Below are 14,110 nucleotides of genomic sequence, written 5' to 3' on the forward strand. Positions count from 1 at the left end.
AAATGTGCGCCGTAATTTTTTACGACGCACATTCTATTTAAAACTACAACTATTATTTTATTTAGAGCTTGTGACTACATCCGCCATGACAGTTCGAACAGTCGCCACCACATATGTGTTTGCCCTTTTTTCTATCCTTTACCATACCTCTGACAATGAAGAACACCATCAGAACGATTATGGCTGCCACAATGATTGTACCAAGATACTCTGACATAAGTCACCACTCCTTTTATATTATATGGAGCAGACGCATTTAAATGCGCTTACGCGCGGCGTCTGCGTGCTTCATAAGGATTCCTCCCACTTACGTGGGTCCCTCCTTATGAAAAGTTAAGCGTTGAGGAACTCCTTGCTTGTCTTTACCTTCTTGTTTGGATCCGGACGGAACAGCATGAAGAAGAACAGAACAACAAGTGCAATTGCTACTACTGACCATACACCGAATGTACAAGCTCCTGTGAAGAGACCTGCGATTCTGTATACAACAAGTGCTACAAGGTAAGCAAATCCACACTGATATCCGATTGCGAACCAGAACCACTTAGCACTGTTCATCTCTCTCTTGATAGCACCCATAGCTGCGAAACATGGTGCGCAGAGAAGGTTGAATACAAGGAATGAGAATCCGCTTGCTGTTGTGAATGCGCCTGCAAGTGCCTGGTAAACTGTACCATCTCCACCACCGTAGAGGATACCCATTGTACCAACGATGTTCTCCTTGGCAACAAGACCTGTGATAGATGCTACAGTTGCCTGCCAGTTGCCCCAGCCCTGTGGAACGAAGATCCATGCTATCGCATTACCGATCTTTGCAAGGATACTGTAATCGATCTGGCTCTCATCAAGCATCTGGAATGAACCATCAACAAATCCGAAGTATGTTGTGAACCATACAGCAATTGTTGAAAGTGTGATTATCGTACCAGCCTTCTTGATGAATGACCAGCCACGCTCCCACATACTTCTGAGTACAGAACCTACTGTTGGGATATGATAAGGTGGAAGCTCCATAACGAATGGTGATGGATCTCCGGCGAACATCTTTGTCTTTTTAAGTATTATACCAGAACATATAATTGCTGCAATACCAATAAAGTAAGCACTTGTTGCAACTATTGATGAACCACCGAATATAGCACCGGCGATCATAGCGATAAATGGAACCTTAGCACCACATGGTATAAATGTTGTTGTCATGACTGTCATACGACGGTCTTTCTCATTCTCAATTGTACGTGAAGCCATGATACCTGGCACACCACAACCTGTACCTACAAGGATAGGTATGAATGACTTTCCTGAGAGACCGAACTTTCTGAAGATACGGTCCATGATGAAGGCGATACGTGCCATATATCCACAGTACTCAAGGATTGCAAGTAAGATGAACAGTACGAGCATCTGAGGTACGAAACCAAGTACAGCACCAACACCGGCTACAATACCATCGATGATAAGTCCATGTAACCAATCTGCACATCCAATCTTGTCAAGTCCTGCAGAGATGAGATCTGGGATTGAAGGAACAAATACGCCATAATCAGCAGGATCAATCTCTGCCATCTGTGTCTCGTTGAAGTAATCAACTGCATCAAGATATGACATTGCGTTTGTTGTCTCTTCGTCAGCATTTGCTGGAACCTCTGAGTAGTATACATCGATATCGTATGTATCGAGTGTCTCCTCATCTTCCATCTCATACTTAACGCTTGCCTCTGTGTTTGTGTTTGCCTCGATAGCTGCCTTTGTGGCATCTACATCAACAGCATCCTCGTCATCTGTTACGAGTACGCCGTATGCATCAAGTGCTGTTGTTGCTGCATCATAGTCACCTGATGCATCTTCATAAGCTGAGCTTCCGATGCCGAAGAGATGGAAACCATCGCCGAACAGGTTATCATTTGTCCAGTCTGTGCACCATGCACCTACTGTTGACATTGCTATATAATATACGAGCCACATGATGAGAACGAATATAGGAAGTGCAAGGATACGGTTTGTTACAACACGGTCGATCTTATCTGATATTGTAAGCTTCTGTCCATTTGCAGCCTTCTTTACACACTTGTCAATGATTGATGAAATGTATGAATATCTCTCACTTGTGATAATACTCTCTGTGTCATCATCGAAGTCATCCTCAAGCTTCTTGATCTCTGCTGAGCAATCTGGAGCATTCTTCATCTGCTCTATGATCTTGCTATCCTTCTCGATGAGCTTGATCGCGAAGAATCTCTTTCTGTTCTCCTCCATGTCAAGCTTAGTGCTTACGCTCTCGATTGCAGCCTCAACAGCCTCATCAAAGTTGTGAACTCTTGCATTTGCTGTCTTGGACTTTGCTGCTGCGATAGCCTTCTCTTTAACATCGTCAATACCGGTACCCTTAAGAGCTGAGATCTCAACGACCTCACATCCAAGAGCTTCCTTCAGGTTCTTGATGCTGATGGAGTCGCCGTTCTTCTTTACAAGATCCATCATGTTAACAGCCATGACAACAGGGATTCCGAGCTCAATAAGCTGTGTTGAGAGATAAAGGTTTCTCTCTATGTTAGTACCATCGATAATGTTGATGATGGCATCAGGATATTCTTGAATAAGATAATTTCTGGCAACAACTTCCTCAAGAGTGTATGGAGAAAGTGAATAGATACCAGGAAGGTCGGTTATGATAACATCCTTGTTACCCTTAAGCTTACCCTCTTTCTTCTCAACTGTAACACCTGGCCAGTTACCTACGTACTGGTTAGCGCCAGTTAAAGCATTGAATAATGTTGTTTTACCGCAGTTAGGATTTCCTGCAAGTGCAATCTTTACTGACATTGTTTACCCTCTTTCCTATTGTATTGTGCAGACGCATTTAAAGGGGCTTACGCACGGCGTCTGCGTACTTCATATTAGCCTTTTCTATCATATGTTAGCATATACTAACGTATGAACAAAAAAATAAGCTGTTACTCTACCTCTATGATCTCAGCATCAGCTTTACGTATTGATAACTCATAGCCTCTTACAGTAACCTCTACAGGATCACCGAGAGGGGCAACCTTACGAACATAAACCTGTACACCCTTTGTGATGCCCATGTCCATGATACGTCTCTTTACAGGACCCTCGCCTGCAATCTTCTTGACAGTGACAGTACTGCCAACCTTGACATCTTTTAATGTGCTCATGATCTTACTCCTTTTACATACTTTTGTCGTCAGTCAGATACATGTAATCGTACCTATACAAGTATCTTGCTGGCCATATCTTTATCAATGGCAACACGGGAATCTTTGATATTAACTATAAGATTTCCTGCATTCTCTGCCACGACAGTTACAACACTGCCTTCAACAAAGCCCAGCTTTTCAAGAAACAATCGTGTTTTCTCTCTCCCGCCAACCTTTTTGATCACATTGGCTTCTCCCGGTTTTGCAAATGTTAATGGCATAATTGCACCTCCTTAACTAGCAACTTAAACCACTGATTTTCATATCGTGGTTAGTATATACTAACATCAATTAGATGTCAATAATATTAATCATTTTGGACTAATTGAACAAAACACGGCTCTTTTATTGATAAAAAGTGCCTATTTGTCGAAATTCGTATTTCAATTATCAAATTGAATAAAAAATTCATTTATGATATATTATTTATAATTGCTACATTGATACAGATACATTTATAATGTTAAATATAAGGGGGATATATAATAATGTTGACCACGAATGAATCAGTAGAGAATTATCTTGAAACCATTCTCGTTCTCAGCCAGAAGCTTCCGGTCGTCCGAAGCGTTGATGTTGCCAACGAGACTGGCTATAAGAAATCAAGTGTAAGCGTTGCTATGAAGAATCTCAGGGAGATGTGTTATATAGAAGTAAGCGATTCAGGATACATAACTCTCACAGCAGCCGGTAAAAAAATTGCAGAGATGATATATGAGAGGCACCAGCTTCTGTCTTCATGGTTCACAAGTCTCGGCGTTGCAAAAGAGACCGCAGCCGAGGATGCCTGCAAGATCGAACACGTTATAAGCCAGGAGACTTTTGAGGCCATCAAGAGGCATGTGAATTCTACAAATGCATAACATAGAATATAAGTTCTGACACAGACAGGATAAACAACAAAACAGGAACAGCGTATAGCTCCATAGCAAGCTATACGCTGTTCCTGTTTTATATGGAATATATAATATTGCTCTTAACGTACATATCCAACCAGCTCGCCCTGTCTGACTCTGGTCTCAATATCTTTTCTAGAATTTTCAACTATTCTGTCTAAAGGAGCGACTTTGTCCTTCTGGATGAGAAGAATGATTGTTGAGCCACCAAACTCAAAATAGCCCTTTTCCTCTCCTCTTCTGACATCCGTGGAATCCACATACCTGTTAACTATACGACCAACCAGAAGTGCTCCAACCTCCATATCAATGATGGTTCCCGCATCCTGCGTCCTTATAAGACAATACTCTCTGGTATTTTCTTTGTAAATGTCGTAATATTCACTGGCTATAGGGTTAACTGTGTGATATAAGCCTTCTATACGTCTGACATCAGACTGCTTTCCAGACACGTTATATATGTATCTGTGATAATCATCGACACACAGTCTGAACAGCCACAATTTTCCACCTCTGTAGTGTCTCGCAAGCTTTTTGTCCCTGAGGAGGGATGCCACCGTGTACTCTGAATCCTTTATATTGAAAGTCTGTCGTTCTGTGTCTTCTATATCATATACCGTAAGCCTGCTGTCACATGGACTCACAAAACCTTCATCGGTCATATCTATGGTCCTTGCTCCCGGCACCAGCTTTCTCTTGAAGAAATCGTTATATGAGTCAAACTCATTCTTCTGACACACAGATATATCAATATCATTTTTCTTAATGAATGGATTGATCATGATTCTGGATAATCCAGTGTCCATGAATCTTCCCACAAGCTTTGACACCTCTGGTCTGATCAGCCATCCCAGCACCATACGACCCGCTCTGTTGCCATATAACAGGCGCAGGACTCTGTCCTGTGTCGATACACACTCATTATGTTTTGATCTTTTGTATATTGCATATTTGTTCTTTATCATATCTTATACATCATCCTTCATCGCTTCTGTATATCCGGTATAGCCAAATTACTTCTATATCTTTTATTTTCCATAGCTCCTATACACTTATAATAGAAGGGATATAAAATAAGGAATAGTTATGATATGACGTCTGACTATGTATCTTATCATAAGCCAAACTACGGCAACTGCCACAATGACAATTATCACCATAAGTTCCTTTGTGGTTGGCTTAGGGAATCTGAAATCTGTTATGAAAAGTATCATTGCAAGTATCATGATTCCATGAAGCAGAATTGGGAAAGAGGACCCAAGCAAAGGTGACGTAACGTATATTATAGGAAGCCCCACCGATATTGCGGTGATCGGCATTCCATGGAAATACTTTCTTCCATCTGGCTGCTCTATGACCTCAGCATCATCATCGTCATTGTTCTTCTTCTCCTCGAGCACGTTATAGTATGCAAGTCTTATCATTCCAGCCAGACAGTACAGTGCAAGAATAACCATTCCAAACGGCGTGTTCATTCCTGAATACCAGCACAATACAACAGGAAAAACTCCAAAACTCACCAGGTCACAGAGAGAATCTATCTGGATACCAAATCTCTTCTCATCCATAGTCCTATCCTTCTTGCTCCTTGCGACTTTTCCGTCAAATGCATCAAACAGACCGGAAAGTGCAAGACACAATATTCCTATGCTAAGGTGTCCGGTAAATGTAAAGAACATGCCTGTGATAGATGACACCAGGCTCATATATGTCAAAATAACTGTATAATTATAAAATCCTACCATGTGTGAAATACCCCGTTTTTTTCTTTTATACTTGCAAAAAGCACGTATGAATCAAATTATACACAATTACTTGACATAAAACCACATCTTTTTGCAAATCTTTCATACAATTAATCCTTTGAAGCTGTTTTCCATACACACGGTCCCCCAGCCTGTATATCTGTTCGGGTAACTGCCCAGTGAACCGAGAGGCTTTGCTCCCCTTATAAGCTGAGCCTTAACCCTCTCTCCGTACATATATGGATCGTTCCCCAGGACTATCCCCCATTCCATGATAAGTGCCGCACAGCCAGACACAAATGCCGCCGCCAGCGATGTGCCATCGGCATTTCCGTATCCATACTCACCATAGCTGACAGTCACTCCGACACCCGGAGCTGCAATATCCGGTTTTATGGCATTATCCGACGTAAAACCCCTGCCTGAAAATCCCGTTATGGATGCATTTACCTGATCATAGGCAGCCACCGTTATTATATTTGATGCCGTACCCGGGATCGTGAGGGTTCCATACACCGAAGGATTCTCAAATGCAACCTGCCCCGTCACATAACTGTCACCGGGTAGATACGCATTGAATATCCCATTTGCAATGCTCTTCGGTGCAATCCTCACATGCCATATCCCCTGCTCTATATCCCCGGTCCCAGACTGGAAAAATACATATATGAGCTGCTTGACATTGTAAGGTGAAGGTCCCTGGAATATCCCAAGCAACTCCGTGCTCCCATAATACGCCCCGGATACTATCTGTCCCTCCGTGAGATACGCCACAAGGTCGTAGGACGGCGAATAGACGAGCACATCGAAGCTGTCGATATAGTTTTTCCATATCTGCAGGCCAAAGTTTTTCACACCGGCCGCCACCGCAATGTCAATACTCGCATAGCTTACATTTCCAAGCATACCGCTGGTATGCAGTTGTCTTCCACCGTCATTTCCTGAACCCGTGACAACACACACCTTAGCCATCTGGGCCACAGAATTAACAAACAGCTCAAGTGTCGACGTGCCATCATGGGCTCCAAAGTTATTTCCATATGAAAGATTTATCACTACCGGAGTTCCAGTCTCCATGCTGTATCTCACAAGTAGATCTATCCCCATCATTATACCTATCGTGTCCGGCAGCGCGCGTTCAAGCGACTGTTCAACGACAATGATCCGGGCTTTTCCCGCCACTCCTATATTGCTCCCGGCGGCCACAGATGCAACCTCCGTGCCATGCTGCTCTCCCATGACACCAGGCAGCCGCCTGTCCTCATACATTTGCCCGATCTCACTTTGATCATATATCCGTCCAAGGCCATAGCGGTTTGGGTAAGTCCTTTCATAATCTGTATTCTGGTTCCAATACATGACTATCCTGGAGCCGGCGTCATCTGCAAATTCCCGGTTGAGGATATTCACGCCGCTATCTATAATTCCGATACATACGCCTTCGCCTGTGAGCCCATACTTCGACATGAAATTTTCCGTTATGCAGGATATGTATCTGTCATAGGCGACACCCGCACCATAACTGTAATATTGAGCTTTATCGATATAAAGTACCCTCGGCTCCTCCTGAAGCCTTTTTATATTGTAGGAATACACGTTCACTATGGCATATCCCCCGAGCAGATAAACGCAGCTATTCAGAATATCTCCCTCAAGATCATCTATGTCACCGGAATGTCTGATTATCAGCATCCACGAATCATCGGATGCGTTATATCCAAGATAAAGACTGCTGTACGGCATGTAACCATCCGCATCCATGGCAAGTTTAAGTTCAGGGCTTATTTTGTCATCCATACATATACATTTCTCATTTTTTATCATTATATTGCACAAAATATCGCTCTATGTCGCAAATTGTTTGCTTATTTCGCACTTTTTAGGATGTTTTAGCACTTTTCCACATTATCCACAGATTTATACACATTTTTCAAATATATAGTCGTATATTGAAAAACTTAACCACATTTCCATCAACAAATTAAAAATTCAATCGAAATATCGATGCTTCATTTATTGTAATACGACCATTTTCTTACCGGCCCACATATATAATTCCAATTGCACTACATGAAAAGAAGTGAATTATTTGAACTTTCTGACAAATGTATTACTAGGCAGACATTCAAGGATCACCAATGCTATCGGTTACCTGGACACAGGTAACACGCTAAGATGCAATCTCACAGGACGCAGCGTCGCCGTGACTACATACGCCGTAGCCATCGAACTGGCTCCACCGGAACTGACTCCACTGCTCGATGACTACATCAAAAAACCGTCTTCCATATATGAATATGATTACCGTGATGACATTCCGGCCGGAATACACATAATTCCCTACAATACGATATGCTCCGGAAATCAGCTTATGCTCGCCATGGACATTGACTACATGTTCATCGACAGCTCATACATGGAACACAGACCACTGATCGGTATCAGCCCAAATACATTTAATATACTTCACACAGACAAATGTATTCTTTTAAGCAAATATTATATGAAAAGAGGCAAAAGACATGTTAAACACAATAAGGGGTAACGACTTCAAATTTACTGTTGCCAGCAATATTTCACTGCGCTCCCTGAAAAGCGGCAAAGATATATATTATATTGGAGGAACCGAGGTACTTCCCGCCCCGCTGGAACCCCACGAGGAGGCCGTGGTCATAAACGAACTCACAAACAACCAGTCGGATTCCGCAAAGAAAATGCTGATAGAGCGAAATCTGCGACTTGTCGTATACATTGCTAAAAAATTTGACAACACGGGTGTCGGAATTGAGGATCTGATATCCATAGGCACGATCGGTCTCATCAAGGCCATAAACACCTTCAAAAATGACAAAAACATAAAGCTTGCTACCTACGCATCAAGATGTATTGAAAATGAGATACTCATGTTTCTCCGTCGCAACAGCAAGCTCAGAACAGAGGTGTCCATCGATGAACCGCTGAATGTTGACTGGGACGGCAACGAACTGCTTCTGTCCGACATTCTGGGAACGGATGAGGACGTAGTCTACCGTGATCTGGAGACAGAGGTAGACTACAATCTCCTCGACAATGCCATATCAAAGCTCTGTGAAAAGGAACGCACCATCATAGAACTGCGGTATGGAATAAACACCATAGGTGGGGTAGAAAAGACTCAGAAGGAGGTGGCTGATCTCCTGGGAATATCCCAGTCCTACATATCCAGGCTGGAAAAAAGAATAATCAAGAAGCTTCGCAGAGAGATAATGAAGCAATACTGATACACACAGACAAATATGACCGGGAAGCTACATACATCCGTTGTTCTGCAGTCTCCCGGTCATAATCTTTCAGTGACGATATTATGTCATTATGACATACTGTCAGTGATGATATCCCGCCATACGTCTCTTGTAATCATCCACTTTATCCCTCAGTTTGGTGTAGTCCTTTTCCTTGAGCTGCCCCTCCTCATTAAGCTTCGTAACCAGCTCATCAAGTTCCTTCAAGGCTTTATGCGCCAGATCCTTGTAGTTGTTCGCCAGATTCATATCCAACTCATTCACAGCCGAATTCACCTGCTGTTTTACTTTTCTACTCATCATAATATATCACCGCCCATTCATTTCAAGATCTTATTCCCACGTATACCAAAAGAGCCTGAAACCCTTGATTCTACTCAGGTTTCAGGCTCAATATAATGCCGGCTGCGGGACTTGAACCCGCACGATGTTGCCACCAACAGATTTTGAGTCTGCCTCGTCTGCCAATTCCGACAAGCCGGCGCTTGCGACATTTGTTATATTAACACATGCCCCATTTAGTGTCAACTACTTATCATCCCCTGTTATCCTTCGCGCAACCACGACAAATCTGCCATCCTCAGTGTGTGAAGCGCATGTTGAAAGTGTGATGAGTTCATCACCGTACTCAGCCGTAACACCGCTGTCATATGATGTGTTTGACTTGACAAAATCAATATATTCATCAAATTCCGCCTTATCCGCAGCGTTAAAGAACTCATAATAATGATAGTGCTCCGTGTCATCGTCAGGATATATCTCCGATCGGAATGCACCGATGACCTCGTATGTTCCGGTCTCATACAACGTGTCAAACTTGATATTCTTATGCTTCTTATAAAAGCTCTCGTCCTCATACTGAAGCAGCTCTCTGAACATTATTCCCGACTTCATGTTATGTCCGTATATGAGAACATTGTCCGTTCTGTCATCAAACGGTCTGCAGTTCATATCTATGAACGGTGTACCCGGATCACTCCAGTTCTTATCGAAGTCCAGATGCAGATAATAATCGTTGTCATCGGGAGTGTACATGACCGGATAATCTATGGTCGTACCATCGATCGTGAGCCATCCTGCAATATCACTGTTCTTCTCGTATAACTTCTCGAACTTCTTGAGTATCTTCTTCTCGCCATTGTCCTTACTTTTATCCGAGACCTCCACCGTAACCTTTTCGGTATCATCCCCATCGGTATCGAGCATTCCTTTAAGATCATTGAAGTTATTCTGCGCATTCTTCGCAATATAATAATACCTTCCAAGATACGCACCGCTCCCAACTGCTATAAGTAAAAAAACGACCAACAGTATGTCCAGAACTATATCCTTTGCTGTTCTCTTTTTCTTTTGTTTTGATCTGTCTGCATTCTTTCTGTTCATGTCTTACCCTCAAAAGAAAACTAAAAAGGCTTCTGTACCTGCATACAGAAGTCCTTTTGTTGATTAATAATACTTCTTGTTTCCCCACAGATTCTTTTTCTTAAGATCAACATACTCTGAATATGCCTGTTCAAGTATCTGCTTCTCGTTAGGAAATTTCAGAAGGTGGTAGGCTTCATGGTATTTGTAGTAACCGGAATCCACGAAATACTCTTCTCTCTGTGGCTTGCTGTAATAGCTGTCAGACATCATGAGATACCAATGAACATCCTTATTTACCACATCAAATGCCGTGTTAAAAGTGTAATTGCTCTTTCCCACGTATTTGATTATAGATGCGCTTACACCTGTCTCCTCTTTCACTTCTCGCAAGGCGGTCTCATCGTGCTCCTCGCCCTTTTCAACAGTTCCCTTGGGGAGAACCCATCCTTCGTATTTGTTCTTGTAGTTCTTATACAACAACAATACTTTTCCTCTGAAGATTACCACCCCTCCACAGCTTGTTGCTTCTATCACTGCAATTCCTCCTGTTTCTTCCGGGTGTGTAATTAAAACTTGAAGTCAGTATATCATATGTCAAATTATTTTTAAAGTAAATATGATCACGTATTAATGGCATACGCATCATTTTGTGCAATTATTTCACATAATTATAGTATGCGTCAAAGAGCTGTCTGGCAATATACTTTGCTGAAGCTCCAGTTGAGCTTGCATTCTCAACTATGACACATACGACTATATCCGGATCATCAACATTTGAGAATCCAACAAACCACGAATGTGAATCCATGTTGTCGTTGAACTCCGCAGTACCTGTCTTTCCGGCTATGGTATATGAGCAATCTGCAAATGCATCCGATGCCGTACCATATGATGTTACGCCAAGCATCAGATCCTTCAGAAGTCTTGCGTCAGATGCAGATATGATCTTACCGTAGGTGTTCGGCTTGAATGTCTTTACAAGATTGCCATCGCATGTCTCTATCCTGTCGATGAGATATGGGGACATCATGACTCCTCCGTTTGCTATGGTGCTCATGATCATGGCACTGTGCAGAGGTGTTATAAGTGTGTCGCCCTGTCCTATGGCTGTCTGAGGTATCTCCGAATCATCTGAGGTTGCATTTAACTCGAATACTGATTTTCTGTAATATCCGTCATAAGGAAGATCCTTGTTAAACAGGAACTTCTCACACAGATCCTTGTACGACTGCTTGTTGAGCTTCATTCCTATATTGGCAAATGAAGTGTTACAAGATTTCGCCAGTGAGTCCGCCAGATCCACAGTTCCATGAACCGCATAATCTGAGCAGTGTATCTGTACTCCGTCAAATATATCCTCGCCCTCGCACTCATACGAATATTTCTGATAATTGCTGTTCTCATGAATATACTCCAGAGCCGTGAGTACCTTGAAGGTTGAACCAGGTGGATACAGACCCTGTGTTGCACGATTCAACAGATAAGAGCTGTCAGAATCCTGTGAATCCTCTATCACACTGTCTATATAGTTCGGATCAAAATCAGGCTTTGAGACCATGGCAAGGATCTTTCCAGTATCCGGTTCCATAACCACAACAGCGCCGTCATTATATCCCAGTGCATCGTAAGCCGTGCTCTGCAGCGTGGTATTCAGTGTACTTATGACATTGTTTCCCAGACTCTTCTCATTCCTGAGCTTGTTGTATGTCTGCGTGATTATGTTCTGGTTTGATGTCAGGAGATAGTACGCGGAGCTCATCTCAAGTCCCGCCTGTCCGTTGCTGTCATATCCGACAACATGTGCGAACACATTGGAATATGGATAATTTCTGTACTCATTTCCATCATCATCCGTCAATGTCTCCGCAAGGACATTTCCATCGCTGGATATGATGCTTCCCTTCTTTATCTTCTCCGCATAGAGAGACTGTCTCCCATTGTATGAATTGGCGATGAATGTTCTTGAATCCCTCACCATAAACACGATAATATATGCAAACATACAGATAAAGATTATGACAACAAAATATGTTATAACCAGAACAGGCACATTCTTTTTGTCATTTGTCTTCTTGTCCAGAATGTCACTATTCTCCCCAGAATTCATCTGAGTTCGTCTCTTTCCTGTCATATCCTGTCTTTGCTTTGCGCTGGACTGGCTTTTTCTGTTTGCGTTGTTTTTCACCGCTGTTTGACTGACCCCTGACCGCGACTGGGGTCTCTGGCCACTCTTCCCTGCTGATACTTTCCTGTCTGACATTTTTATCAACTCCACTGTTCTCTAATACACATATACCCTGAATTATTCCAAATATAATGAGTGTGCTGACAACCGAACTCACTCCATAGCTCACAAGCGGCAGCGTCACACCCGTAGATGGTATGAACTTCACAACACCGCCAACGTTCAGGAATATCTGGAATATGAAGCATATTGTAAAACCAAAGGCTACATTCTTATAAAAAGCATCTCTTATCTTCATCGATATATTGATGAAATATATGAAGCAGCTCAGATACATAAGAAGCAGGCAGAGTCCAAATATAACTCCAAGCTCCTCACATATCGCAGCAAATATAAAATCACTGGACACGACCGGTATCGATGTCGGAAGTCCCTGGCACAGACCCGTTCCCTCGAATCCGCCCGAGCCTATCGCAAACAGACTCTGTGCAACCTGATATCCACTTCCATCTATATATTCGATCGGGTTAAGCCATGCATCGATTCTCATGGTGACATGGCTGAAATGATTCTTCAAAAGCATATATCCAACCACAGCAAGAACCGAACCTCCGAGGCCTCCGCCTATAAGTATGCTGTGCTTACCAGTGGCAAGGTACAGCATCATGACAAATACCATGAAGAAGATCACCGCACCACCGAGATCCGTCTCAGCCACCAGAACCAGCATGAAAAGTCCTGCTACACAGATCGTTTTCATCATATCCTTAAAGTTCTTTGCCTTTTCAAATGAGCTGGCAAGGAAGAATACGAATATGATCTTGACGATCTCCATAGGCTGCATCGATATTCCGCCTATGCTTATCCAGTTGTTTGAACCATATTTATCAACTCCCACATGCGGGATGAACACCGTGCACAGGAAGCCTATACCAAACACCGCATAGAATATATTCCATTTCTTTATCTGCGGGAACTTTACCACGAACAACGGCACAAATGCCGTCACCACCAACATGATCGTGGCAAATATAAACTGCTTCTTCGCCAGGTCAAAATCAAGTCTTGTCAGCATGACATAACCTATGAGAAGAAGGAATGACATATTGTTCGTTATAAGTCTCGATGAGCCCTTATAAATGGCATGATATGAAACCATATATGTTATGGATACTATCATCTGCAGCAGATAAAATATAAGTATGCTCTTCTTCTCATAATGCAGATATAATGTCAGATAGCAAAGAAAATGTATCATGAACACATAAAATATCTGCACATTAAGCGCCCGCCGCTTCTTATCGGCAGGCACAGGCTTTAAAACCGTAAAGCATTTTACGGTGTATAAAACCATAAAAAATATGATCAAATACTTCGCTATCTCCGTTACTATTGTTATCATGTTTCCACCTTTATCAAA

General features: G+C 42.5%; 15 protein-coding genes and 1 tRNA gene. 3 read left to right on the top strand and 13 right to left on the bottom strand.

Features of this window, described 5'->3' with window-relative positions; all coding sequences use genetic code 11:
- Positions 1 to 61 precede the first annotated feature (61 nt).
- From GT575_RS07265 to GT575_RS07280, 4 genes are all read right to left on the bottom strand, one after another.
- The gene (locus GT575_RS07265; RefSeq protein WP_022216501.1) at positions 62 to 217 is read right to left on the bottom strand and encodes a FeoB-associated Cys-rich membrane protein; all 156 of its coding nucleotides are present in this window, start codon (positions 215 to 217) and stop codon (positions 62 to 64) included.
- Between the two features lie 116 nt (positions 218 to 333).
- Entirely contained in the window at positions 334 to 2,823 is a 2,490-nt protein-coding gene (feoB, locus tag GT575_RS07270) for a ferrous iron transporter B (RefSeq protein WP_161171796.1), read from the bottom strand.
- Between the two features lie 131 nt (positions 2,824 to 2,954).
- Positions 2,955 to 3,176 (bottom strand): FeoA family protein, encoded by a 222-nt coding sequence (locus GT575_RS07275; protein ID WP_022216503.1) that lies wholly within the window; start codon positions 3,174 to 3,176, stop codon positions 2,955 to 2,957.
- Between the two features lie 53 nt (positions 3,177 to 3,229).
- Positions 3,230 to 3,439, bottom strand: coding sequence for a FeoA family protein (locus tag GT575_RS07280; RefSeq protein ID WP_004851067.1), 210 nt, complete (start codon positions 3,437 to 3,439; stop codon positions 3,230 to 3,232).
- 267 nt (positions 3,440 to 3,706) lie between these two features.
- Here GT575_RS07280 and GT575_RS07285 point away from each other — a divergent pair, with 267 nt between their 5' ends.
- Positions 3,707 to 4,081, top strand: a complete 375-nt coding sequence (locus GT575_RS07285; RefSeq protein ID WP_055144499.1) for a metal-dependent transcriptional regulator — start codon at positions 3,707 to 3,709, stop codon at positions 4,079 to 4,081.
- A 113-nt stretch (positions 4,082 to 4,194) separates the two neighbouring features.
- On the opposite strand, the gene GT575_RS07290 is transcribed toward GT575_RS07285, so the two are convergent.
- The 3 genes from GT575_RS07290 to GT575_RS07300 all read right to left on the bottom strand — a co-directional run bounded on the left by GT575_RS07290 (position 4,195) and on the right by GT575_RS07300 (position 7,656).
- A complete protein-coding gene (locus GT575_RS07290) occupies positions 4,195 to 5,079 on the bottom strand; it encodes a phosphatidylserine decarboxylase (protein WP_055144502.1) in 885 nt (294 codons plus the stop codon).
- A gap of 87 nt (positions 5,080 to 5,166) precedes the next feature.
- Complete coding sequence (locus tag GT575_RS07295) at positions 5,167 to 5,859, bottom strand: CDP-alcohol phosphatidyltransferase family protein (protein WP_161171797.1); 693 nt, start codon at positions 5,857 to 5,859, stop codon at positions 5,167 to 5,169.
- Between the two features lie 102 nt (positions 5,860 to 5,961).
- Entirely contained in the window at positions 5,962 to 7,656 is a 1,695-nt protein-coding gene (locus tag GT575_RS07300; RefSeq protein WP_161171798.1) for a S8 family peptidase, read from the bottom strand.
- Between the two features lie 292 nt (positions 7,657 to 7,948).
- Here GT575_RS07300 and GT575_RS07305 point away from each other — a divergent pair, with 292 nt between their 5' ends.
- On the top strand, positions 7,949 to 8,404 hold the full coding sequence (locus GT575_RS07305) for a sigma-E processing peptidase SpoIIGA (RefSeq protein ID WP_161171799.1): 456 nt from the start codon (positions 7,949 to 7,951) through the stop codon (positions 8,402 to 8,404).
- A complete protein-coding gene (gene sigE, locus GT575_RS07310) occupies positions 8,382 to 9,119 on the top strand; it encodes an RNA polymerase sporulation sigma factor SigE (protein ID WP_015534897.1) in 738 nt (245 codons plus the stop codon). The genes GT575_RS07305 and sigE overlap by 23 nt, the downstream gene beginning before the upstream one ends.
- A 102-nt stretch (positions 9,120 to 9,221) precedes the next feature.
- Here sigE and GT575_RS07315 read toward each other — a convergent pair whose 3' ends face one another.
- The 6 genes from GT575_RS07315 to GT575_RS07340 all read right to left on the bottom strand — a co-directional run bounded on the left by GT575_RS07315 (position 9,222) and on the right by GT575_RS07340 (position 14,092).
- Positions 9,222 to 9,443, bottom strand: a complete 222-nt coding sequence (locus GT575_RS07315; protein ID WP_015534896.1) for a hypothetical protein — start codon at positions 9,441 to 9,443, stop codon at positions 9,222 to 9,224.
- Positions 9,444 to 9,539: 96 nt separating this feature from the next.
- Positions 9,540 to 9,623, bottom strand: a tRNA-Leu gene (locus GT575_RS07320).
- A gap of 45 nt (positions 9,624 to 9,668) precedes the next feature.
- Complete coding sequence (locus tag GT575_RS07325; RefSeq protein WP_022216508.1) at positions 9,669 to 10,523, bottom strand: class B sortase; 855 nt, start codon at positions 10,521 to 10,523, stop codon at positions 9,669 to 9,671.
- Positions 10,524 to 10,586: 63 nt separating this feature from the next.
- Positions 10,587 to 11,039 carry an NUDIX hydrolase gene (locus GT575_RS07330; protein ID WP_022216509.1) on the bottom strand — a complete coding sequence of 151 codons (453 nt, stop codon included), beginning with the start codon at positions 11,037 to 11,039 and terminating at the stop codon, positions 10,587 to 10,589.
- Between the two features lie 121 nt (positions 11,040 to 11,160).
- Entirely contained in the window at positions 11,161 to 12,612 is a 1,452-nt protein-coding gene (locus GT575_RS07335) for a peptidoglycan D,D-transpeptidase FtsI family protein (RefSeq protein ID WP_071849453.1), read from the bottom strand.
- Entirely contained in the window at positions 12,593 to 14,092 is a 1,500-nt protein-coding gene (locus GT575_RS07340) for an FtsW/RodA/SpoVE family cell cycle protein (RefSeq protein WP_022216511.1), read from the bottom strand. Before GT575_RS07340 ends, GT575_RS07335 begins: the two co-directional genes overlap by 20 nt.
- Positions 14,093 to 14,110: the final 18 nt, after the last annotated feature.

This window comes from Coprococcus sp. BIOML-A2 (genome assembly GCF_009875795.1).
Taxonomy (GTDB): domain Bacteria; phylum Bacillota; class Clostridia; order Lachnospirales; family Lachnospiraceae; genus Coprococcus; species Coprococcus aceti.